Below are 21,987 nucleotides of genomic sequence, written 5' to 3' on the forward strand. Positions count from 1 at the left end.
CGGGGCCGGTAGGCTGCGCGGATGCGTACGCTGCTGGTGACCAACGACTTCCCGCCCCGCCCCGGGGGCATCCAGCAGTTCCTGCACAACCTCGCGATCCGCCAGCCCGACGGCGAACTCGTCGTCTACGCCTCGACCTGGCGCGACCCGAAGCAGTTCGACGCCGAGCAGCCGTACCCGGTGGTCCGGGACCGGACCGGGGTGCTGCTGCCCACGCCGCGGGTGGCGCGGCGGGTCGCCGAGCTGGCCCGTGCGGAGGGCTGCGACCGGGTCTGGTTCGGCGCGGCCGCGCCGCTCGGGCTGCTGGCCCAGGGCCTGCGCAAGCGGGCGGGGGTGCGGCGGGCCGTGGGCATCACGCACGGGCACGAGATCGGCTGGGCGGCGCTGCCTGGTGCGCGTAGCGCCCTGCGTCGCATCGCCGACGGCAACGACGTGCTCACCTACCTCGGCGATTACCAGCGGGTGCGGCTGGCGAAGGCGCTGGGGGAGCGGACCAGCCTGCAGCGGCTGGCCCCGGGCGTGGACTCGGCGATGTACCACCCCGACGTCGACGGCGCGAGCGTGCGAGCCAGGCACGGGCTCACCAACCGGCCGGTGATCGTGTGCGTGTCCCGGCTGGTGCCGCGCAAGGGCCAGGACACTTTGGTACGCGCGCTGCCCCTGGTCCGCAAGGCGATCCCGGACGCGGCGCTGCTGCTCGTCGGCGGGGGACCGCACCGGCCCACCGTGCAGCGGCTGGCCCGCGAACTCGACGTGGCCGACCACGTGGTGCTGACCGGCTCGGTGCCGTGGGCGGACCTGCCCGCGCACTACGCCGCCGGGGACGTCTTCGCGATGCCGTGCCGCACCCGCAACCGCGGCCTGGACGTGGAGGGGCTCGGCATCGTCTACCTGGAGGCGTCCGCGGTGGGCCTGCCGGTGATCGCCGGCGACTCCGGCGGCGCGCCGGACGCGGTCCGCGAGGGCGAGACCGGCTTCGTGGTGCCCGGCCGCGACGTGGAGACGCTGGCCGCCCGCCTGGTCGAGCTGCTGTCCGACGAGGCGCTGCGGGCCAAGATGGGCGCGGCCGGCCGTGCCTGGGTCGAGCAGGAGTGGGGCTGGGACCTCCAGGCCCGCCGCCTCCGCGACCTCCTGACCGTCCCCGAAGCCTGACCCGCCCCACTCCACCTGCCGCAACTCTTAAAGAGTTGCGGTCACCCGGTGGTGCTGAGGCCGCGACTCTTTAAGAGTTGCGGCATGGGGGCGGGACGGGCCGGTGGCCCGTCCCGCCCTGGGTCTCAGGCGGCGACGTACTCCGCGAGGTGCTGGCCGGTGAGGGTGGAGCGGGCGGAGACGAGGTCGGCGGGGGTGCCCTCGAAGACGATCTTGCCGCCGTCGTGGCCCGCGCCGGGGCCGAGGTCGATGATCCAGTCGGCGTGCGCCATGACCGCCTGGTGGTGCTCGATCACGATGACCGACTTGCCGGAGTCGACGATGCGGTCGAGCAGGCTCAGCAGGTGCTCCACGTCGGCCAGGTGCAGGCCGGTGGTCGGCTCGTCGAGCACGTACACGCCGCCCTTCTCGGCCATGTGGGTGGCCAGCTTGAGCCGCTGGCGCTCGCCCCCGGACAGCGTGGTCAGCGGCTGGCCGAGGCTGAGGTAGCCGAGCCCGACGTCGACGAGCCGGGCCAGGATGGCGTGCGCCGCCGGGGTGCGCGCGTCGCCCGCGCCGAAGAACTGCTCGGCCTCGGTCACCGACATTGCGAGCACCTCGCTGATGTCCCGGCCGCCGAAGCGGTACTCCAGCACCGACGCGTCGAACCGCTTGCCCTCGCACTCCTCGCAGACGGTCGCCACCCCGGCCATGATCGCCAGGTCGGTGTAGATGACGCCCGCGCCGTTGCAGGTGGGGCAGGCGCCCTCGGAGTTGGCGCTGAACAGGGCCGGCTTGACGCCGTTGGCCTTCGCGAACGCCTTGCGGATCGGCTCCAGCAGGCCGGTGTACGTCGCCGGGTTGCTGCGCCGCGAGCCGCGGATCGCGCCCTGGTCGATCGACACCACGCCCGCCTCGTCCGGGATGGAGCCGTGCACCAGCGAGCTCTTGCCGGAGCCGGCCACACCCGTGATCACGGTCAGCACCCCGAGCGGGATGTCGACGTCGACGTCGCGCAGGTTGTTGGCCTTCGCGCCGCGGATGGCCAGCTTGCCGGTGGACGAGCGCACCTTGTCCTTGAGCTTGGACCGGTCGTCGAGGTGGCGGCCGGTGAGGGTGTCGCTGGCCCGCAGCTCGTCGACGGTGCCCTCGAAGCAGACCGTGCCGCCGCCGCTGCCCGCGCCGGGGCCCAGGTCGACGACGTGGTCGGCGATCGCGATCGCCTCCGGCTTGTGCTCGACCACGAGCACCGTGTTGCCCTTGTCCCGCAGGCGCAGCAGCAGGTTGTTCATGCGCTGGATGTCGTGCGGGTGCAGGCCGATGGTCGGCTCGTCGAAGACGTACGTGACGTCGGTCAGCGAGGAGCCGAGGTGGCGGATCATCTTGGTGCGCTGCGCCTCGCCGCCGGACAGGGTGCCGGCGGGCCGGTCGAGGGACAGGTAGCCCAGGCCGATCTCGACGAACGAGTCCAGGGTGTGCTGGAGTTTCTCCAGCAGCGGGGCCACCGACGGCTCGTCGAGGCCGCGCACCCAGTCGGCGAGGTCGCTGATCTGCATCGCGCACGCGTCGGCGATGTTGACCTTGCCGATCTTCGAGGACCGGGCCGCCTCGCTCAGCCGGGTGCCGCCGCAGTCGGGGCAGGTGCCGAACGTGATCACCCGCTCCACGAAGGCGCGGATGTGCGGCTGCATCGCCTCGACGTCCTTGGACAGCATCGACTTCTGGATCTTCGGGATCAGGCCCTCGTACGTCAGGTTGATGCCCTCGACCTTGATCTTGGTCGGCTCCTTGTGGAGCAGGTCGTGCAGCTCCTTCTTGGTGTACTTGCGGATCGGCTTGTCCATGTCGAAGAAGCCGGAACCGCTGAAGATGCGGCCGAACCAGCCCTCCATGCTGTAGCCGGGGATGGTCAGCGCGCCCTCGTTGAGCGACTTGCTGTCGTCGTACATCGCCGACAGGTCGAAGTCGCTGACCCGGCCCATGCCCTCACAGCGCGGGCACATGCCGCCGGTGATGCTGAAGCTGCGCCGCTCCTTGGTGGTGGTGCCGCCCTTCTCGATCGTCACCGCGCCCGCGCCGCTGATCGAGGCGACGTTGAACGAGAACGCCTGCGGGGAGCCGATGTGCGGCTTGCCGAGCCGGCTGAACAGGATGCGCAGCATCGCGTTGGCGTCGGTGGCGGTGCCGACCGTGGAGCGCACGTTGGCCCCCATGCGCTCCTGGTCGACGATGATCGCGGTGGTCAGCCCGTCGAGCACGTCCACGTCGGGGCGGGCCAGCGTCGGCATGAAGCCCTGCACGAACGTGCTGTAGGTCTCGTTGATCATCCGCTGCGACTCGGCGGCGATGGTGCCGAAGACCAGCGAGCTCTTGCCCGAGCCGGACACGCCGGTGAACACGGTGAGCCGGCGCTTGGGCAGCTCCACGCTGACGTCCTTGAGGTTGTTCACGCGCGCGCCGTGCACCCGGATCAGGTCGTGGCTGTCGGCGGCGTGCAGCTCAGACGACGGTGTGTCCGCCTTCTTGGCCTTGCTCATCGTGTCTCCATCTGTCGGGGGCGGGCCGCCCGCACGGCCGTGGCCGGCGGCACCGGCGGTGCGCTGATAGTCCTCAGCCGCAGACCCTACGGCCTGCGGCTGACGATCCGCGTGACGTGCTCAGCTGTCCTGGAGCAGCCCGAGCACGTTGCCGTCGGCATCGGTGACGGTGGCCACGAGGCGGCCGCCGCCCACGTCGTGCGCGGCCTCCTTGAGGGTGGCGCCCGCGGCGGTCACCTCGGCCAGTTTGGCCTCGATGTCGGCCACGTGCCAATAGGCGACCGGCGAGGTCATGCCCTGGGGGCCGCCGCCCGGCACCAGGCCGATGTGCTGCCCGGCAGCCTCGAAACCGACATAGTACGGCGAATCGGCGGTCGGCTCGGCGCCGAGCAGCGCGGAGTAGACCGCCTTGGCGGCCGCGAGATCGGACACGGGGTGCAGTACGGTCATGATCCCCTGCGTGGGCGAGCCGGTCATGGTTGCTCCTGAAGTCGTGGTGACGTCTACGTCGGTCACTCTAAGTGACCACGTGAGCAGGGCGCTTCTCGAAACGTGACCGGTTGCGGCGCGCTCAGTCCTCGCGGGGCCACTCGTGCACGGGGATGTTCTCGTGCATGTGGCGAATGTAACGCAGCAGCATCTCGCGCAGCGCCTCCGGCCGGTCCAGGCCCTTGCGCTCCAGGCGGTGCACCGTGTCGATCTGCCAGGTCGCGCCGTTGCGGCGGAGCAGGCAGCGCTGCTCGATCACGCCCAGCAGCCGGTCGCGCTCGCGCGAGTCGACGCCCCAGCTCTCCAGCCCCTGGTGCGCCAGCGGCAGCAGCCGCCGCAGCACCAGCTCGTACGCGCTCACGTAGCCGATGTCCGGCCAGAACAGGTGCGCGCCGATGCCCTGCCGCGCGCCGGTGTAGAAGTTCTCGTCGGCCTGCCGGAACGGCATCCGGGACCACACCGGCAGGCCGCCCTCGGCCAGCGTGCGCACCAGGCCGAACCAGAACGCCGCGTTGGCCATGATGTCGGCGACGGTGGGCCCGGCGGGCAGCACCCGGTTCTCCACCCGTACGTGCGGCATGCCGTCGGCGACGTCGTACACCGGGCGGTTCCAGCGGTAGATGGTGCCGTTGTGCAGGCGCAGCTCGGTCAGCTCGGGCACCTCGCCCCCGGCGAGCTGGTCGGCGGGGTCGTCCTCGGTGCAGATCGGCAGCAGTGCGGGGAAGTAGCGCACGTTCTCCTCGAACAGGTCGAACACCGAGGTGATCCAGCGCTCGCCGAACCAGACGCGGGGGCGTACGCCCTGGGCCTTGATCTCCTCGGGGCGGGTGTCGGTGGCCTGCTTGAACAGCGGGATGCGGGTCTCGTGCCACAACTCGTGGCCGAACAGGAAGGGCGAGTTGGCGGCGATGGCCAGCTGCACGCCCGCGATGGCCTGGGCGGCGTTCCAGTACGCCCCGAACTGCGCCGGGCTGACCTGCAGGTGCAGCTGGGCGCTGGTGCAGGCGGCCTCGGGCGCGATGGTGTCGGCGGTGACGGTGAGCGGGTCCGGCCCGTCGATGCTGATCCGCAGGTCCTCGCCGCGGGCCGCGAACACCTGCTCGTTGATCAGCGCGTAGCGGGGGTTGGCCGACAGCGACGCCTCGGTCAGGTGCTCCGGCCGCAGCGTCGGCAGGATGCCGATCATCGCGGTGTGCGCGCCCACGGTGCGGGCCTTGCCGTCGGCGGCGTTCAGGCTCGCCCGGATCTGGTCCTCGTACGCGCTCAGCCCGCCGCCGGCGAGCTCCCGCGGCGGGATGTTGATCTCGATGTTGAACTGGCCGAGTTCGGTCACGAAGGACGGGTCGGCGATGGCCGCGAGCACGTCGGCGTTGCGCATCGACGGGTGGCCCAGCTCGTCGACGAGGTTCAGCTCGATCTCCAGCCCGGTGAGCGGGCGCTCGAACTCGAACTGCGACTCGCCCAGCATCAGCGCGAACACGTCCAGGCACCGGCGGACCTTCTCCCGGTACCGCGCGCGGTCGGCGCGGGTGAAGACGTGCTGGTGCACCTTCTCGCCCATCGGGCTCACCGCCCCTCAGCGGGATCCTCCGCTAATGTCCCATAGATCCTTGCCGGGCGGGAGCCGGATCAAACATGCCGAACAGCCGGAGGGGGCCCGACCGCGGTGCGGTCGGGCCCCCTCCGGACGTGTCGGCTCAGGCCAGGCGGGCCAGTTCGGCCGTGATGGCCTCGCGGAGCTGGTCGTACTCCTCCGCCTTCGGGGACACCAGGGTGTCGTGCTCCTCGGCGAAGCGCACCTCGTTCGGGTACCGCCACACGGGAGCGTCGCGGAACTCGCGGGCCTCCCACGAGTAGCGCGGGTGGATGTGCGCGTGCAGGTGGTGCAGCGAGTTGCCGAGGATCTCGTAGTTGAGCCGGCGGAACGCGGGGTCGAAACCGTTGCAGGCGGCGAAGACGGCCTCACCGAGCAGGCCCATGTCGGCCAGGAAGTCCGCCCGCTGGGTGCGGGTCAGGTCGGTGAGGTGGTCGGCGCCGTCCACGTCGGACAGCAGCACGCAGTAGCCCGGCAGGTGCTGCGTGTCGCCGAAGACGGCGTAGCCGCTGTTGAGCTTGGCCATGACGAGGGGGTTGTCGCCGCGCCGGGCGGCACCCAGCCGGTCGGTCCGCCAGTCGGTGAGCAGCTCGTCACCGCTGGCGTGCGCGTGCCTGCCCATCAGGACAGGTTCGGGGCGTCGGGCGCCTGCAGCAGGCCGAGGCGCAGCGCGGTCATCAGGGCCTGGGCGCGGTTGGCGGCGCCCAGCTTCTCGTACAGCTTCGAGATGTGCGTCTTGGCGGTCGACTCGCTGACGAACAGCTGCTTGGCGATGCCGGACACGCTCATGCCCTCGGCGAGCAGCTTGAGCACCTGGCCCTCGCGCGGGCTCAGCTGCGGGCCGCTCGGGGTGAGCCGGCGCTTCATGGCCTCGGCCAGGTCGGCGGCGGTGAACGCGCTGGGGGCGCTGGCCGCGTGGCGGGCCGCCGCGACGACCTCGTCGGCCGGGGCGGTCTTGGGCACGAACGCGCTGGCGCCGGCCTCCAGGGCGCCGAAGAGCTGGTCGTCGCCCGCGTACATGGTGAGCACCACGATGCCCATCGTCGAGCTGGACTTGCGCAGCGTCCGGGTCGCCTCCAGGCCGCTGCCGTCGGGCAGGCGGAGGTCCATGATCACCACGTCGGGGTGCAGGGCGCCGGCCTGGCGTACGGCCTCGGCGGCGGTGCTGGCCTCGCCGACCACCTCGAACTGGCGGTCCCGCTCGAACGCGTGGCGAAGCCCCTTGCGGATCAGGTCATGATCATCGACGAGCAGGACTTTGGTGCGCCCTGTCGGCACGGTACTGGTTGACATGCCCGCTTTTCTCCCCTTCTGGCACCCGCGCTCTGGCTGTGCGGGTGACACACGTTATCGCGTCGCCCGGCCCTCTTGTCGAGAGGAACCGCCCACGACCACGGCGACGGTCGTCCCCACCGGGTCCCGAGGCCTAATCTCGAGTCGGCCCCGGATACGTTCCGCCCTCTCCGCCATGATCGCAAGACCGTAGCGTCCGTCCGTACGCTCATCGGGTATGCCCCGGCCGTCGTCGGACACTTCTATCAGGCCGTACGGCGGGTCGACGGTGCAGGTCACCCACAGGTTCGCGGCATTCGCATGCTTTCGGGCGTTGGTGATCGCCTCCTGGGCGATACGCAACAGTTCGGACTCGATGGAGGCGGGCAGCCGGCCCGCCTCGTCCAGCGACAGGTTCACCTTCAACCCGGCCTGGTTGCCCGAGATGCGGGCGAACTCGGCGATGGCCGCGGTGAGCCCGCCGTGCCGGTCCACCTCGCTGCGCAGCTCGAACAGGCTCAGCCGCAGCTCGGTGATGACCCGGGTGATCTCCGCCCGGAGCACGCGCAGCTCCTCCGCGGTGTCCTCGGCCCCCTCGGGCAGCGTCGCCTGCGCGTTGTCCACGCCGTACCCGATCATCACGAGCTCCTGGGCGACCCCGTCGTGGATCTCGCGGGCCAGCCGCTGGCGCTCCTCGTTGGTGGCGATCGAGCGCACCTCCTCGAACAGCAGCGCGGCCTCCAGCCGCAGTGCCGCCGGGGTGGCCGCGGAGACGATCCGGCCGGTCAGCGCCGGCGGGTAGCCGTTGGTGCCGTCGCGCTCCAGGGCCACCAGGCCCACCGTGCGCACACCGGCGATCAGCGGCACGACCACGGCCGACACCGGGCCGGTCTGGTCGAAGGAGCGCAGCTGGGAGCGCCCGGAGAGCTGCGGCTGCTGGCTGGCCCAGGCGTCGGCGATGGCCGAGTCCGCGTCGAGGCTGGTCTCCCAGGCCGCCCGGGTCGAGGTGTCGTCGGCCTCGACCCCGAACTGGGCGAGCACCACCAGGCGGCCCGCGCCGCTGGCCGCGAGCACCGCGGCCCGCTGCGGCCGCCCGATCGGGCGCAGCTCCTCCAGCAGGTGCTCGGCGATGCTGCCCGGGTCCAGGGTCGCGCCGGGCAGCTGCCGGGCCACCTGGCGCAGCTGCGTGAGCAGCCGGGTGGCTTCCGCGTACGGCTGGGGGGTGCGGCGGATCAGCGCGGCCCGCTGCATCGCGCCGGTGGTGATGGTGCCGACCGCGGCCAGGATCAGCCACTGCGCGCAGGCCGCCAGGTAACCGAAGTGGCTCAGCTGCCGGGTGCCGTCGGGCAGCACGGTCAGCCAGCCCGCCACCGCCAGCGTCAGCGCGGCCGCGCTGAGCAGCCCGGCCGACTCCAGCGGCCGGTGGTTGAGCATCGCCGCGGTGATCGGCACGGCCAGGTACGGCAGGATCGCCGAGGCCCCCGCTCCGTCGGACAGCGAGTACATCTGGTCGGCGGCCAGCGCGACGGCGCTTGCCCCCAGGCCGACCAGCACCGTCTCGGCGAACCGGCCCAGCGGCGCGAGCACCTGGTGCCGGGGCGTGAGCACGCCGGGCAGCCCGGCCAGGGCCAGCAGGGCGACCCAGCGCAGCTCTGACCAGTCCTTGGTGGCGGCCATGATCAGCACGCCCACCAGGAGCAGCATGGTGCCGCGTACGGCGACCGCGATCAGCTGTGAGGCCGGGATGCGCCGCAGCAGGCGGCGCTTCGGGCGCTCAGCGGTGGTAGATGGCATCGATCTCCTCCGCGTACTCCTTCATCACGACCGCGCGCTTGACCTTCAGCGACGGGGTCAGCTCTCCGGTTGCCTCGGTGAAGTCACGGGGCAGGATCGTGAAGACCTTAATGCCTTCGGCCGCCGAGACCGCCTTGTTGGCCTCGGCGATCGCGGCCTGGATCTCGGCGCGCAGGTCGGCGTCGTCGACCAGCTCCGAAACGGGCGTGTCCGGACGGTCGCGTCCGGACAGCCAGCCCGGCAGCGCCTCGGGGTCGATGGTGACCAGCGCGGCGATGAACGGCTGCCGGTCGCCGACCACCATGCACTGGCTGACCAGCGCGTGGGCGCGGACCCGGTCCTCCAGCACCGCGGGCGCGACGTTCTTGCCCCCCGCCGTCACGATGATCTCCTTCTTGCGCCCGGTGATGCGCAGGAAGCCGTCGTCGTCGAGCGAGCCGAGGTCTCCGGTGTGGAACCAGCCGTCGGCGTCGATCGCCTCCGCGGTGGCCGCGGGGTTGTTCCAGTACCCGGGGAAGATGACCTCGCCGCGGGCCAGGATCTCGCCGTCGTCGGCGATGGCGATGGTCACCCCGGGCAGCGGCTGGCCGACCGTGCCGATCCGCTGCGAACCCGCCCGGTTGAAGGTGATCGCCGGCGAGGTCTCGGTCAGGCCGTAGCCCTCCAGCACGTTGAGCCCCACGCCGCGGAAGAAGTGGCCCAGCCGCTCGCCCAGCGGCGCGCCGCCGGAGATCGCGCTGTGGCAGCGCCCGCCGAGCGCCGCCCGCAGCTTGCCGTAGACCAGCTTGTCGAAGACGGTGTGCTTGATCCGCAGGCTCAGCCCGGGGCCGCCGGGCGTCTCCAGGGCCTGGCTGTACGCGATCGCGACGGCCTCGGCCTTGTCGAAGATCGCGCCCTTGCCGCCGGCCTGCGCCTTCTGCCGGGCGCTGTTGTAGACCTTCTCGAACACCCGCGGCACGCTCAGCAGGAACGTCGGCTTGAACGCGCCCAGGTCGTCGACCAGGTTCTTCACGTCGGCGGTGTGGCTGGTGCGTACCCGCCCCTGCACCACGCCGATCTGCAGCAGCCGCGCGAACGCGTGCGCCAGCGGCAGGAACAGCACCGTCGAGGAGCCCTCCTGGAACAGGATGTCCAGGGCCGGGATGGCGTTGCCGATGTCGGAGAGCATGTTGCGGTGCGTCAGCACGCAGCCCTTGGGCCGCCCGGTGGTGCCGGAGGTGTAGACGATGGTCGCCGGGTCGTCGGCGCTGCCCGACTTGCGGCGCACGTCGATCTCGGCCGCGTCGACGCTCTCACCCCGGGTGACCAGCTTCGACAGGTCGCCGCCGTCGATCTGCCAGAGCCGCGCCAGCGCGGGCGCGGCCTCGCGGACCGTCGCGGTGTGCGCCGCGGTCTCGGTGAAGCAGCCCACCGCGCCGGAGTCGGCGAGGATCCACTGCACCTGCTCGGTGCTGGAGGTCTCGTAGATCGGCACCGTGACCGCGCCGCAGGCCCAGATCGCGTAGTCGATCAGCGTCCACTCGAACCGGGTGCGGCTCATCAGGGCGACCCGGTCGCCGGGCTGCACGCCCGCGGCGACCAGGCCGCGCGCCAGCGCGACCACCTCGGCGTGGAACTCGGCGCAGGTCACGTCCGCCCAGCCGGATCCGGCGCGGCGGGAGAACTGCACCAGCTGGGGCGTCTGTGCCGCGTTGTCCCACACGGGGTCGGTCAAGCGGTCGACGTCATCGACGATCACCGCCGGGGCCTGCGAAAACTGCCGCACCACGTGCTCCTTGAGCTGCTCGTTCGGGCACCAGGCGCACCCGCGCCGCCCGGCGGCAGGTGCCGCTGCCGCCCCCGGCACTGTAGAACGTCGTCCCGGTCCCCCTGCAAACGCTGTCCCTGTTCCGACGGGTTGCCATCGCGCCGCCGTGGCGGGTCGGCCCTGCCCGCGGCGGTACGGGTAGCCTGCTGTTCATGGCGGATTCCTCCTCCCAGTCGATCGTGATCAACGCCGACCCGGCCCGTATCGCCGAGGTCATCTGCGACTACCCCTCGTATCCCCGGTGGACCCAGGCCATCAAGGCCGCTGAGGTGCTAGAGGAGTACGAGGACGGTTATCCGGCCACCGTGCGCTTCGTCATCGACGCGGGCATCGTGCAGGACGAGTACACGCTGCACTACGACTACGCCGAGGACATCTCGCGGATCGAGTGGCATCTGGTCGCACCGTCCAAGATGCAGAAGGCGCAGGACGGGTCCTATGACATCACCGACAACGGCGACGGCACCTGCACGGTGACCTACACGCTGTCGGTGGACCTCTCGATCGGCATGCTGGGCATGTTCAAGAAGAAGGCCGAGAAGGCGATCATGGATACCGCCCTGAAGGAGCTCAAGAAGCAGGTCGAGGCGGCCTGAGCATGGACATCTCACCGGGCACGGCCCGAGAGGAGGCGGAGCGGCTGGTGGCGGCGGTGCTCGCCGCCGCGACGCTGGCCGCGAACGCCAACCCGCACCTGGCCACGGGCTCGCCCGAGTGCTGCGTGTGTCCACTCTGCAAGGTGATCGCGGCCGTCCGCGACCCCGACCCCGAACTCGTGGAGCGGGTCGCGACCGGGGCCGGTGACCTGGCCGCCGGCCTGGCCAGCTTCCTGCGCAGCGTGTCCACGCACCGCCCCGGCGACGCCGCCTGGCGCGACGCCACGGTGCACCCGGGCGCACCGGCCGCGGGCCCGGAGGCCGGCGCCGCGGGCGAGGCCGGCGCGGAGGGGGAGGCTGCCGCCGCGGGAGAGGCCTCGGCGGCGCGGCCGATGGCGAAGAAGGCGGTCAAGAAGATCGTCAAGAAAGTTGTCACTAACCCGACACCCTCCGTTTCCGAGCCGGAAACACCTCCGTCACCCGCACGGGTTAAAGCAGCAAAAAAGGCGGTCCGCAAGGCGGAGCCGCACCCGCCGCCGGAGTTGTGAGACCGATCTTCGGCGGGCGACGCTCGCCACCGGTACTTCCGGCGTTAGGGTGTTGCCCAAGTAGAACGGCGTGGGCTCCCCAAAGCGTCACCGCCGGCAAGCCCAGCAAGAAAGGGTTCGGCCGTGGCACTCACCATCGGCGTGGACATCGGTGGCACCAAGGTGCTCGGCGGTGTGGTCGATCCTGACGGCACCGTGATCGCGACATGTCGTCGCGATACCCCGGCCGGCGACGTAGCCGCGACCCGGGACGTGATCATCGATGTGGTGAAGGATCTGTCCGCCGAGCACAAGGTGGACGCGGTCGGCATCGGCGCCGCCGGATGGATTGACGCGACCCGGTCGACGGTGCTGTTCGCACCGAACCTGGCCTGGCGCGACGAGCCGCTGCGGGAGTACGTCGCCAAGGCGGTGAACCTGCCCGTGGTGGTGGAGAACGACGCGAACGTGGCGGCGTGGGCGGAGTTCCGCTACGGCGCGGCGGCCGACGCCGAGGACTCGATGGTGATGTTCACCGTCGGCACCGGCATCGGCGGCGGCATCGTGCTCGGCGGCGGTCTCGTGCGCGGCGCGCACGGCATCGCGGCCGAGATCGGCCACATGCTCGCGGTGCCCGACGGGCACGTGTGCGGGTGCGGCCGGCACGGCTGCATCGAGCAGTACGCCAGCGGCAACGCCCTGGTCAGGTTCGCCCGCGCGGGAGCGCAGGCCGAGCCGGAGCGGGCGGCGCTGCTGCTGAGCAAGGCGGGCGGCAAGGTGGAGAACATCACCGGCCCGATCGTGACCGCGGCGGCGCAGGCCGGCGACGAGGTGGCGATCGACGCCTTCTCCCAGATCGGCTACTGGCTCGGCCAGGGCCTGGCCGACCTGGTCCAGATCCTGGACCCGCAGGTCCTCGTGGTGGGCGGCGGCGTCATCGACGCCGGCGACCTCCTGATGACCCCCGCCCGCCAGTCCTACCTGGACAGCCTCGCCCAGCGCGGCCGCCTCCCGGTGGCCGAACTCCGCGCCGCCAAGATGGGCAACGTCGCCGGCCTCGTCGGCGCCGCAGACCTCGCCCGCCTCTAGGCCGCACGGCCGCTTCCCCGCGGTGATCATGAACCTATGGCAAGGCTCGACGGCGTGTCATGGCCATAACTTCATGATCATCGTGGTGGGGGTGGGGCATGCTGGGCGGCATGTCGGTGCGGGTGATGTCGTACAACGTGCACTCGTTGCGGGACGATCTCGGAGCGCTGGCGGCGGTGGTGCGGGGGGTCGCGCCGGACGTGCTGATCGTGCAGGAGGCGCCCCGGCGGTGGCGGTGGCGGACGAAGTGCGCCGACCTGGCGGCATCGTTCGGGATGTACATGGCCGCGGGGGGCATGCCCAGCCTGGGTAACGTGATCATGACGAGCCTGCGGGTGCGGGTGCTGGACCAGTGGTGCATGCGGTATCCGCTCACCCCGGGCCGGCACATGCGCGGGGCGTGTTTCGCCCGGTTGCAGGTGCCCGGGCAGCGGCCCTTCGTGGTGGTCGGGTCGCACCTGTCGACTGACGACGCCGAGCGGCCGACACAGGCGGCGCTGCTCAAGCCGGCGCTGGCACTCGACGACCCCGTGGTGGTCGGGCTGGACCTCAACGAGACCCCGGACGGCGGCTCGTGGGAGTCGCTGACCGACCGGCTGGCCGACGCCGCGGCGCTGGCCGACCAGGAGGACCGGCACACCTTCCCGACCCCGAACCCGACCCGGCGGATCGACGCCATTCTGCTGGACCCCCGTCTTGAACTGGTCAGATACCAGGTCCTGACGTCGGACGCGGCGGATCGGGCCAGCGATCACTACCCCCTGGTCGTGGACATCGGCTAGGAATCCGCGCTTTACAACCTCTGCCGCAAACGGGAAAGATGCTCTGCGTCTTACCTAGTCGTGGAGGTCGTGGGTGACGTATTCGGCCGGTTACGGCGATCCCGAGTCGGGTGCCCCCGCGACCGCGTGGCGTGACGGCTGGCCGGTCTACGACCGCAGCGGCACGGTCTGCGTCATCGGCGCGGGCCCCAGCGGGCTGACCGCCATGAAGAACCTCAAGGAGCAGGGCTTCGGCGTCGACTGCTACGAGCGCGACACCAGCGTCGGCGGCGCCTGGAACTGGCGGCACGACCGCAGCCCGGTGTACGCCAGCACGCACCTGATCTCGTCGAAGCCGTTCAGCCAGTTCCCGGACTTCCCGATGCCGGACAGCTGGCCGGACTACCCCAAGCACACCCAGGTGCTGGAATACCTCGACCACTACGCGGACCACTTCGACCTCAAGCCGCACATCTGGTTCGGCACCGAGGTCGTCAAGGTCGAGCCGGCCGAGGGCGAGCGCTGGGACGTGACCACGCGCAGCACCGGCGGCTACGGCGGCGAGCGCATCCACCGGTACGCGGCGGTGGTCATCGCCAACGGCCACAACTGGTCCCCGAAGCGCCCCGAGTACGAGGGCCTGGCGGACTTCAAGGGCGAGGTCATCCACGCCGCGCAGTTCAAGGACCCGGCGCAGCTGCGCAACAAGAAGGTTCTGGTGATCGGGGCGGGCAACACCGGCTGCGACATCGCGGTGGAGGCGGCCCAGCAGGCCGCGCGCTGCTGGCACTCGACCCGGCGCGGTTACTGGTACACCCCGAAGTACACCCTGGGCCGCCCGGCCGACCAGGTCAACGACCTGATGCTGTGGCTGAGGCTGCCGCTGAAGGCCCGTCAGTTCCTGGCGCACCGGACGCTGAAGTCGACCGTCGGCGACCTGACCCGGTTCGGCCTGCCCCAGCCCGACCACAAGATCTACGAGACGCACACCATCGTCAACAGCCAGCTGGTCTACTACCTGGGCCACGGCGCGATCGCGCCGGTGCCGGACGTGGCCCGCTTCCACCGCCACAGCGTGGAGCTCAAGGGCGGCGAGGTGATCGAGCCGGACCTGGTCGTGCTGGCCACCGGCTACCACCCGACGTTCGAGTTCATCGACGGCAACCTGCTCGGTGTGGACGCCCAGGGCCGCCCCCGGCTGGCCATGCACGCCTTCCCCAAGCGCCAGCCGACGCTGGCCGTGGCCGGGCTGCTGCAGCCGGACTCCGGGCTGTTCCCGCTGGTGCACTGGCAGATGGTGGCGTTCGCGCGGATGCTGCGGGTGCGCGAGGCGGCCCCGGCCAAGGCCGTCGCGGTGCAGCGCAAGCTGGAGGCGGACCTGGACCGGCGGTGGACCGCCGCGAAGGTCAAGGACTCCACCCGGCACTGGTTCGAGATCAGCCACACCACGTACCTCAAGGCCATCCAGCGCCTGCTCGACGAACTCAGCCTGGAGGGGGCGAAGTGAAGGTCATGCGGGCCCGCGAGTGGGCGTTCCCGATCGCGGCGGTACGCCGTGAGGTGCGCCGCGCCACCCCCGAGGTCGACGAGGGCAAGCCGCCCGTGCTGTTCGTCCCCGGGTTCGGCCACGGCGCGTGGGTGTTCGCCGAGCACTGGCTGGAGCACACCGCCGACCGGGGCTTCCCGGCGTACGCGGTGAGCCTGCGCGGGCACGGCGACAGCGCCAAGGCGCCGAAGGCGACCCTGCGGGCGTACGCCCACGATGTGGCCCAGGTGGCAGCCTCCCTGCCGCGCCGCGCGGTGATCGTGGGGCACGGGGCGGGCGCGCTGGTGACCGCGCACGCGCTGGCGCGCTACCCGGCCCGGGCCGCGGTGCTGCTGTCGCCGGTGTTCGGCGGGGCGGGCACCGCGCTGCGCAACCCGATGCTCAGCCTGCCCGCGCTGTTCGGCGGGGGCCTGCGCCTGCCCGCCGGGCAGCTGTTCAGCCGCGAGCTGCCGGCCACCGCCTCCCGCGGGTACGCCGCCCGCCTCGGCCGGGCCTCGACCCGGGCCCAGTGGCAGCTGCTGCGCGGGCGCGCCCCGCAGCCGCCGGTCGGCGACCCGCCGGTGCTCGTGGTGGGCAGCCCCGACGACCGCATCGTGTCCGACACGGCGCTGCGCCGGGTGGCCCGCGGCTACGGCGGCGCGCCGCTGCTGTTCCCGGGCATGGGCCACGACCTGATGCTGGACACCCGCTGGCGGGAGCCCATCGACGCGATCCTCGACTGGCTGGAGAAGTCCGACTGAGGCTAGGTCATGCGGAGCGCTGAGTCATACGGAGCCCGCTGCTCAGTCATGCGGAGCCCGCTGCTCAGTCAAGCGGAGCCCGCTACGCGGCCTTAATCGGTGTTCGGTCTGCGCTTCGCTCCGACCGAACACCGAGCGGCCGCTTCGACGGGCTCCTTAGTCAGACGACGGCGCCGTCGTCGGGCGGCAGGTCGTCGTCCTCGTCGCCGGGGCGCAGCCGCATGATCAGCGCGGTGGCCCCGCCGAGGATGCAGACCAGGGCGAACAGCATGCTCACCCGATCGTTGAAGGGCAGCAGCCGGGTGTCGAAGAACAGCACGAACCCGAAGACGATCGACAGCACGGCGACGATCGCGGCGAACGGCACCCGCGGCAGCGGCGGGGGCGGCGGCGGCGTGAACTCCTCCGGCGTGTCGTCGGGCAGCCCGGTGCCGAACGAGTCGAGCGAGTCGAGCAGCGACGGGTCGCCGGGGGAGACCCCTCTGGGGTCGCCGGTCAGCGCGGGGCGGTTGAGGATCGGGCCGCCGGCGGGCCACACCGGGCCGGCCGGCGTCGGCGGGGCGGCGGGCGGCTCCTCGTCGGCGGGCCATGACCGGGAGGTCAGCGGCGTGTCGAACCCGGCGACGATGCGGGCGAACTCCGCGTCCACCTGTTCGGGCGTCGCCTCGTTGCCCGACGGCCCGGGACGCGCGGGTTCGGCCGGCGTGCGGTCCGGGTCGTCCGTGGCTGGCACCTGGCACACTCCTTGGCGGGATAGGGGCTCGTCGTGGGGCCGGTGGGCATCGCTTCAAATCCTGACACGTGACACCCGTGTTCCGGCAGTAGGCTCTGCGATGCATGCCACAAACTCGGTATGTCCCGGCCGGCCCCTCCGAGCCGGATCGTCAAGCGCCACACCACGTTCGCCGATCGACTTGGACGGGACTCAGTGCTCTACTGGCTGCTGAAATACGTCATCCTCGGCCCCCTGCTGCGGTTGATCTTCAGGCCGCAGGTCGAGGGTCTCGAACACGTGCCGGACCAAGGCCCGGCGATCCTCGCCAGCAACCATCTTTCGTTCTCCGACTCCATCTTCATGCCCCTGGTGGTCAAGCGGAAGGTCACATTCGTGGCCAAAGCGGAATACTTCACCGGCAAGGGCCTCAAGGGCCGGCTGACGAAGATGTTCTTCGTGGGCACCGGCACCATCCCGGTGGACCGCTCCGGCGGGCGGGCCGCGCAGGCCGCCCTGGACACCCAGCTGCGCGTGCTGCGCGCGGGCGGCCTGGCCGGCATCTACCCGGAGGGCACCCGCTCGCCGGACGGGCGGCTGTTCCGGGGCAAGACCGGGGTGGCCCGGCTGGCGCTGGAGAGCGGCGCGACGGTCGTGCCGGTGGCGATGCTCAACTCGGATGTGGTGCAGCCCACGGGCAAGCTCATCCCCAAGGTGATGCGGGTCAAGATCCGCTTCGGCGCCCCGCTGGACTTCTCCCGGTACGCGGGCATGGCCGGCGACCGGTTCGTCGAGCGCGCGATCACCGACGAGATCATGTACGAGGTGATGGAGCTCTCCGGCCGTGAGTACGTCGACACGTACGCCGTGAAGATCAAGAATGCCGCTCCCGCCGCGGTCTGAGCCTCAGCGGGTCGGCAGCCAGTACCGCAGCCGGCCGTCCTCGGTCTGCCACAGCAGGCCGCCCGCCTTCTCGATCATGCGGCGGGAGGGCGCGTTGGCGGCGTCGACGGTGAGCAGCGCGCACTCGATGCCCAGCCCGGCGGCCACCGGCAGCGCCGCGGCCAGCATCGGGCCGCCGTGGCCCTGCCCGCGGGCCGACGGCCGCAGGTCGTAGCCGATGTGGCCGCCCGCGCGGCGCAGCTCGTCGGTCAGCCGGTGCCGGACGCGGATCTCACCCAGGAAACGCGCGCCGTCGACCCACCACAGCGTGGTCTGCGGCACGTCCGCGCGCCGCCGCCGGGCCGACCACTCGGTGGCGTCCAGCGCCAGCTGCTCCAGGTGCGCGTCGAACCCGCCGGCCAGCACCGCGTCGTAGCGGGGTTTGCGGTGGCTGCCCGCGGCCTGGTACTCGCCGATCGCGGTGACGTACGAGTCGCGGACACGCGGGGTGGGCGGCACGAGTTCGGGCACCGGCCCATCCAAGCAGAGATCGGTCAGCCCAGCAGGCCCGTGGCGCGGTAGCGGGCCGCGAACTCGCGCAGCTCGGCCAGGCCGGGCTCGTCGAGGCTGCCCGCGCGCGCGGCCCAGGCCAGCGACAGCATCCGGTTGCTGGCGTCGCCGATCCGGGCGAAGTGCGCCGCCGCGGTGACGTGCTCGCCCGCGACCGTGGCCAGCGCCGCCCGGACCCAGGGCGTACGCCGCGGCGAGCGCGCCAGCATCTTGCGTACCCGCTCCTGCTCCCCGGCCCCCAGCAGCGCCGCCGCGTGGCCCGCGGCCGCCACCCACTCGCCGAACGGCAGCATCACCCGGGCCTGCCAGTCCTGCTCCAGCTCGGCGAGCAGGGACGCGGCCTCCTCGGCCCGGCCCTGCAGTGCCCGGCACAGCGCGGCGGGCGCGACGGCCCCGCGCAGCACCCGGTGGAAGCCGCTGCGCCGGGCGGAGTAGAGCAGCTTCTCGATCGCGTCGTCGTCGGGCTCCTCGCCGCGCAGCACCCGGATCCAGGACGAGGTGAGCACGGACATGGCGTCCCACTCGGCCGCGTTCGAGCGCATCGTCTCGCTGATGGCCCGCACCTGGGTGTCCCAGTCCCCGGCGAAGAAGGCGTCAGCCGCCTCCTTGTGGAAGTTCGTGGCCAGGCTCAGCCCACCCGCGATGTCCACGGTGCGCTGCTCGTCCAGCAGCCGGTGGTGCCGGGGCAGGTCGCCCTCCTCCAGGCAGGCCCAGGCGTAGTTCTGCACCGCTCGGCGGCGGCTGGTCAGCCGGTGCTCGCGGCAGTGCTCGGTGAGCAGCTCCAGCTCGCTGAACCCGGTCGGGTCGCCCGCGATGTAGCGCGCCGTGGCGGAGGTGATGCGGGCGTTGGCGTGCACCTCGGCCAGGCCGATCCGGTCGGCGATGTCGGCCGCGGCCTCGCTGGCGGCGATCGCCGGCTCGGTCTCGTAGTTCATCATGTGCACCCGGGCCAGCTCCAGCAGCGCCTCGGCCTTCTCCAGCGTCTCCGGCAGCTCCTCGTAGCGCTCCACGGCGGCGTCCAGGTGCGCCAGGGTCGCGGCGCGGTCGGCGCGGCTCCAGGCGACCGTGCCGAGCAGGGTGAGCGCCCGCGCGGCCCCGGCCCGCTCACCGAGCCGGTCCAGCTCCTCGGCCAGCTCGGCCAGCCGCTGCGCGCCGCCGCCCTCGGCGAACTCGTCCCCGGACCGGTACAGCGCCAGCTCGGCCGCGAACAGGTCCAGCAGCGGGTCGTGCGCCAGCTTCAGGCTGAACGCCCGGTCCAGCAGCGTCGCCGCGGCGTCCAGGGCGTGCAGGGCGTACGCGCGCCGGGCCGCCCGGTGCAGCGCGGTGCGCGCCGCGGGGGCGTACGGCTCGGGGTCCATGCCGAGCGTCCGGGCGATCTCGTGGGCGGCCCACCGGTGGTTGGCCAGCACCTCGGCGAGGTCGGTGACCCGGTTGTCGGCGATCTGCTCCAGCCAGTCGGCGGTGCGCTGGTGCCGGGCGACCCGCTCGCTGCGCGGCAGCCGCTGGTAGCAGACGTCGCGTACCAGCACGTGGCGGAACGCGTACTCCGGCTCGCCGGCCATCGCCGAGGTCGGGTGCTCGGCGACCAGGTCGCGCTGCTGCAGCCGCTGCAGCGACCGGGTCACCACGTCGACGGGCAGGCCCAGCGAGCCGGCCACCGCACCCGGCCAGAACTGGGTGCCGACCACCGCGGCGGCCTGCAGCACCGAGCGGTCCGTCGGGTCGAGCAGGTCGAGCCGGTTGGCGATGACCGCCTGCACCGTCTGCGGCATCGGGGTGGCGTCGCCGTCGGCCAGCGCCCAGTTGCCGCCGACCGGCCGCAGCTCGCCCCGCTCGACCAGCATGCGCACGAACTCGTGGGCGTAGAGCGGGTTGCCGCCGGCCAGCTCCACCAGCGGGGCGACCCCGGTGGCGGGGAACACGGCCTGGCCGAACATCAGCCGGTACATGGCGGCGATGTGCTCGTCGTGCATCGGGCCCAGCGACACCGAGACGGTGCCGCTGACCGCGCTGGTCCAGCCCGGCCGCCGCTCGCGCAGCTCGGGCCGGGCGGTGGCGACCACCAGCAGCGGCACGCCGGGGCCGATGCTGCCCAGCATCTCGACGAAGCGCAGCATGGCCTCGTCGGCCCAGTGCATGTCCTCGAAGACCAGCACGGTCGGGTTGGCCGTGGTCATCGCCAGCAGGAAGCGCCGCCAGGCCGACTCGGTCTCGCCCGGGGTCAGGCCCGCGCCGGGCAGGCCCACCAGCGGGCCCAGGGCGTCACCCAGCCTGGCCGCCTCCAGCTCCCCGCACATGGCGCGCAGGGCGCTCTCCAGCCGGTTGCGAGCGGTCGCCTCGTCGTCGGTGTCGAGGATGCCGACCTGCGCCTTCACGATCTCGGCCAGCGCGGCGTAGGTCACGTTCTCGCCGAACGGCGGGCAGTGCCCGACCCGCCAGCACACCGTGGTCTCCGGGATGCGCTCGGCGTGCCGGGCCAGCTCGCGCAGCAGGCGGCTCTTGCCGATGCCGGCCGGGCCGAACACGGTGACCAGCTGCGGGCTGCGGTCGCGGATGGTCCGGTGCAGCGCGGTGACGAGCAGGCCCCGCTCGTGGTCGCGGTTGACCATCGGGGTGGACTCGTCCCGGTCGCGCCGCTGCAGCCGCGCGGACACCGCGAGGAAGACCCGGGTGGTGGTGCTGCGGCCCTTGAGCGTCCGGGGCGGCAGCTCGTCGTACTCGATGTCGTCGGCGCTGGCCCGGGCGGTGTCGGCGCATACGAACACCGCGTGCGGCGGGGCGGCGGCCTGCAGCCGGGCCGCGGTGTTGACCACGTCGCCGGCCACGATGGCCTGCCCGCCGTCGCGGGCGGCGCCCACGTCGACCAGCGCCTCCCCGGTCGCCACCCCGGCCCGGAAGGTGGCCGCGTGGGCCAGCGGCCCGCGGCTGAGCACCCGCTGCGCCTCCAGCCCGGCCCGCACCGCGCGCAGCGCGTCGGTCTCGGTGGCGACCGGCGCGCCGAAGATGGCCATCACCGCGTCGCCGATGTATTTCTCCACCACGCCGCCGAACTGGCGGACCACCTGGCGCACCGCGCTGAAGTACTCCTGCTGCAGGGTGCGCACCTGCTCCGGGTCGGACTGCTCGGCGTACGTGGTGAAGCCGACCATGTCGACGAACAGCACGCTCACCTGGCGGCGGTCCTCGCGCGTGGGCGGGCTCGCCGCGGCGGCCAGCGGGTTGCCGCAGCCGGTGCAGAAGAGGTCGCCGAAAGCCACCGTACGTCCGCAATGGACGCAAGGTGGGGTGAGGTTAGCCCCGCAGCCGCCGCAGAACCTGTCGTCCGGGCCGGCCGCGCGGGAGCAGTGTGCGCAGGTTGGGGTCTTCACGTCTCCGCCAGGTCGCCGGAGGTCCAGTATGGCCTGACCGCCCGGGTCGTTTCCTTACCGCTGTAGCTAACGCGACAAGGGGTCCGCACCAACACCGCCGCGCGGCTACAGTTTCGTGCACTGAAAGGCCGCGGCCCGCGCTGCGGTCTCGTGTGGCGCTGTGGCGTGTGCTCGGGGGATCCGCCGGTCGGGTGGGACCGCCGGCGTGTGCCATGAGCGGACGCTGACCAATCGATGGTCCGTACGTGGGAGGCCGAACGATGTTGGTGCGACTGGCGCTCGCCTGGACCGATCCCTTCGGGATCGCACACGGCGTGGGCGAGCTTGTGGACATCGACGCGGTCACCCTCGCCGAGCTCGAAGAGCAGGGAGTGGTGGAGAACATGACCGAGATTCAGCCGACGCCCGACCAGCCGCAGAAGGCGTGGGTCGGCCCCGGCGCCCCGCCGACCGGTGACAAGGCGTGGGTCGGCCCCGGATCGCCGCCCGCCGAGGAGAAGGCGTGGGTGGGCCCTGGCGCGCCGCCCGCGGACGACCCGGACGCGGAGACCGACCAGCAGCCGTGACCGCCT

Annotated in this window: 19 protein-coding genes; 9 read left to right on the forward strand and 10 right to left on the reverse strand. The window is 72.2% G+C overall.

Annotated features, from left to right (window positions below; translation table 11 throughout):
- Positions 1-21 precede the first annotated feature (21 nt).
- Positions 22-1,152, forward strand: coding sequence for a glycosyltransferase family 4 protein (locus Cco03nite_RS00735; protein WP_203687913.1), 1,131 nt, complete (start codon positions 22-24; stop codon positions 1,150-1,152).
- A 125-nt stretch (positions 1,153-1,277) separates the two neighbouring features.
- Here the strand turns inward: Cco03nite_RS00735 and Cco03nite_RS00740 are convergent, their stop codons facing one another.
- The 7 genes from Cco03nite_RS00740 to Cco03nite_RS00770 all read right to left on the reverse strand — a co-directional run bounded on the left by Cco03nite_RS00740 (position 1,278) and on the right by Cco03nite_RS00770 (position 10,582).
- Positions 1,278-3,668 carry an ATP-binding cassette domain-containing protein gene (locus tag Cco03nite_RS00740; protein WP_203687914.1) on the reverse strand — a complete coding sequence of 797 codons (2,391 nt, stop codon included), beginning with the start codon at positions 3,666-3,668 and terminating at the stop codon, positions 1,278-1,280.
- Positions 3,669-3,788: 120 nt separating this feature from the next.
- Complete coding sequence (locus Cco03nite_RS00745; RefSeq protein WP_203687915.1) at positions 3,789-4,145, reverse strand: VOC family protein; 357 nt, start codon at positions 4,143-4,145, stop codon at positions 3,789-3,791.
- Positions 4,146-4,239: 94 nt separating this feature from the next.
- Complete coding sequence (locus Cco03nite_RS00750; RefSeq protein WP_203687916.1) at positions 4,240-5,718, reverse strand: glutamate-cysteine ligase family protein; 1,479 nt, start codon at positions 5,716-5,718, stop codon at positions 4,240-4,242.
- Positions 5,719-5,854: 136 nt separating this feature from the next.
- Positions 5,855-6,373, reverse strand: coding sequence for an HIT family protein (locus Cco03nite_RS00755; protein WP_155373201.1), 519 nt, complete (start codon positions 6,371-6,373; stop codon positions 5,855-5,857).
- Positions 6,373-7,044, reverse strand: coding sequence for a response regulator transcription factor (locus Cco03nite_RS00760; RefSeq protein WP_120316171.1), 672 nt, complete (start codon positions 7,042-7,044; stop codon positions 6,373-6,375). Before Cco03nite_RS00760 ends, Cco03nite_RS00755 begins: the two co-directional genes overlap by 1 nt.
- Positions 7,045-7,098: 54 nt before the next feature.
- On the reverse strand, positions 7,099-8,817 hold the full coding sequence (locus Cco03nite_RS00765; RefSeq protein WP_203687917.1) for a sensor histidine kinase: 1,719 nt from the start codon (positions 8,815-8,817) through the stop codon (positions 7,099-7,101).
- Complete coding sequence (locus tag Cco03nite_RS00770) at positions 8,798-10,582, reverse strand: AMP-dependent synthetase/ligase (protein WP_203687918.1); 1,785 nt, start codon at positions 10,580-10,582, stop codon at positions 8,798-8,800. Before Cco03nite_RS00770 ends, Cco03nite_RS00765 begins: the two co-directional genes overlap by 20 nt.
- 194 nt (positions 10,583-10,776) lie before the next feature.
- On the opposite strand from Cco03nite_RS00770, the gene Cco03nite_RS00775 reads away from it, so the two are divergent.
- The 6 genes from Cco03nite_RS00775 to Cco03nite_RS00800 all read left to right on the forward strand — a co-directional run bounded on the left by Cco03nite_RS00775 (position 10,777) and on the right by Cco03nite_RS00800 (position 15,883).
- Positions 10,777-11,220 carry an SRPBCC family protein gene (locus Cco03nite_RS00775; protein ID WP_203687919.1) on the forward strand — a complete coding sequence of 148 codons (444 nt, stop codon included), beginning with the start codon at positions 10,777-10,779 and terminating at the stop codon, positions 11,218-11,220.
- Positions 11,221-11,222: 2 nt separating this feature from the next.
- A complete protein-coding gene (locus Cco03nite_RS00780; protein WP_203687920.1) occupies positions 11,223-11,768 on the forward strand; it encodes a hypothetical protein in 546 nt (181 codons plus the stop codon).
- Between the two features lie 123 nt (positions 11,769-11,891).
- Complete coding sequence (locus Cco03nite_RS00785) at positions 11,892-12,836, forward strand: ROK family glucokinase (RefSeq protein ID WP_203687921.1); 945 nt, start codon at positions 11,892-11,894, stop codon at positions 12,834-12,836.
- Between the two features lie 110 nt (positions 12,837-12,946).
- Positions 12,947-13,618, forward strand: a complete 672-nt coding sequence (locus Cco03nite_RS00790) for an endonuclease/exonuclease/phosphatase family protein (protein WP_203687922.1) — start codon at positions 12,947-12,949, stop codon at positions 13,616-13,618.
- A gap of 73 nt (positions 13,619-13,691) precedes the next feature.
- Positions 13,692-15,104, forward strand: a complete 1,413-nt coding sequence (locus Cco03nite_RS00795) for a flavin-containing monooxygenase (RefSeq protein WP_203687923.1) — start codon at positions 13,692-13,694, stop codon at positions 15,102-15,104.
- Between the two features lie 5 nt (positions 15,105-15,109).
- Complete coding sequence (locus Cco03nite_RS00800; protein WP_203688046.1) at positions 15,110-15,883, forward strand: alpha/beta hydrolase; 774 nt, start codon at positions 15,110-15,112, stop codon at positions 15,881-15,883.
- 160 nt (positions 15,884-16,043) lie between these two features.
- Here the strand turns inward: Cco03nite_RS00800 and Cco03nite_RS00805 are convergent, their stop codons facing one another.
- The gene (locus tag Cco03nite_RS00805; RefSeq protein WP_203687924.1) at positions 16,044-16,616 is read right to left on the reverse strand and encodes a hypothetical protein; all 573 of its coding nucleotides are present in this window, start codon (positions 16,614-16,616) and stop codon (positions 16,044-16,046) included.
- Between the two features lie 195 nt (positions 16,617-16,811).
- Here Cco03nite_RS00805 and Cco03nite_RS00810 point away from each other — a divergent pair, with 195 nt between their 5' ends.
- Positions 16,812-17,498 carry a lysophospholipid acyltransferase family protein gene (locus Cco03nite_RS00810; RefSeq protein WP_203688047.1) on the forward strand — a complete coding sequence of 229 codons (687 nt, stop codon included), beginning with the start codon at positions 16,812-16,814 and terminating at the stop codon, positions 17,496-17,498.
- Positions 17,499-17,501: 3 nt separating this feature from the next.
- Here Cco03nite_RS00810 and Cco03nite_RS00815 read toward each other — a convergent pair whose 3' ends face one another.
- On the reverse strand, positions 17,502-18,008 hold the full coding sequence (locus Cco03nite_RS00815) for a GNAT family N-acetyltransferase (protein WP_203687925.1): 507 nt from the start codon (positions 18,006-18,008) through the stop codon (positions 17,502-17,504).
- Positions 18,009-18,031: 23 nt separating this feature from the next.
- Positions 18,032-21,415 (reverse strand): AAA family ATPase, encoded by a 3,384-nt coding sequence (locus tag Cco03nite_RS00820; protein WP_203687926.1) that lies wholly within the window; start codon positions 21,413-21,415, stop codon positions 18,032-18,034.
- Between the two features lie 260 nt (positions 21,416-21,675).
- On the opposite strand from Cco03nite_RS00820, the gene Cco03nite_RS00825 reads away from it, so the two are divergent.
- The gene (locus tag Cco03nite_RS00825; RefSeq protein ID WP_203687927.1) at positions 21,676-21,981 is read left to right on the forward strand and encodes a hypothetical protein; all 306 of its coding nucleotides are present in this window, start codon (positions 21,676-21,678) and stop codon (positions 21,979-21,981) included.
- Positions 21,982-21,987 lie beyond the last annotated feature (6 nt).

It is taken from the genome of Catellatospora coxensis (assembly GCF_016862635.1).
Lineage (GTDB): Bacteria > Actinomycetota > Actinomycetes > Mycobacteriales > Micromonosporaceae > Catellatospora > Catellatospora coxensis.

What these genes read in the sequence shown, in the direction of transcription:
- Cco03nite_RS00735 (WP_203687913.1), top strand. Translation starts at nt 22, where the DNA reads ATGCGTACGCTGCTGGTGACCAACGACTTCCCGCCCCGCCCCGGGGGC.
- Cco03nite_RS00740 (WP_203687914.1), bottom strand. Translation starts at nt 3,668, where the DNA reads ATGAGCAAGGCCAAGAAGGCGGACACACCGTCGTCTGAGCTGCACGCC.
- Cco03nite_RS00745 (WP_203687915.1), bottom strand. Translation starts at nt 4,145, where the DNA reads ATGACCGGCTCGCCCACGCAGGGGATCATGACCGTACTGCACCCCGTG.
- Cco03nite_RS00750 (WP_203687916.1), bottom strand. Translation starts at nt 5,718, where the DNA reads ATGGGCGAGAAGGTGCACCAGCACGTCTTCACCCGCGCCGACCGCGCG.
- Cco03nite_RS00755 (WP_155373201.1), bottom strand. Translation starts at nt 6,373, where the DNA reads ATGGGCAGGCACGCGCACGCCAGCGGTGACGAGCTGCTCACCGACTGG.
- Cco03nite_RS00760 (WP_120316171.1), bottom strand. Translation starts at nt 7,044, where the DNA reads ATGTCAACCAGTACCGTGCCGACAGGGCGCACCAAAGTCCTGCTCGTC.
- Cco03nite_RS00765 (WP_203687917.1), bottom strand. Translation starts at nt 8,817, where the DNA reads ATGCCATCTACCACCGCTGAGCGCCCGAAGCGCCGCCTGCTGCGGCGC.
- Cco03nite_RS00775 (WP_203687919.1), top strand. Translation starts at nt 10,777, where the DNA reads ATGGCGGATTCCTCCTCCCAGTCGATCGTGATCAACGCCGACCCGGCC.
- Cco03nite_RS00780 (WP_203687920.1), top strand. Translation starts at nt 11,223, where the DNA reads ATGGACATCTCACCGGGCACGGCCCGAGAGGAGGCGGAGCGGCTGGTG.
- Cco03nite_RS00790 (WP_203687922.1), top strand. Translation starts at nt 12,947, where the DNA reads ATGTCGGTGCGGGTGATGTCGTACAACGTGCACTCGTTGCGGGACGAT.
- Cco03nite_RS00800 (WP_203688046.1), top strand. Translation starts at nt 15,110, where the DNA reads ATGCGGGCCCGCGAGTGGGCGTTCCCGATCGCGGCGGTACGCCGTGAG.
- Cco03nite_RS00825 (WP_203687927.1), top strand. Translation starts at nt 21,676, where the DNA reads ATGTTGGTGCGACTGGCGCTCGCCTGGACCGATCCCTTCGGGATCGCA.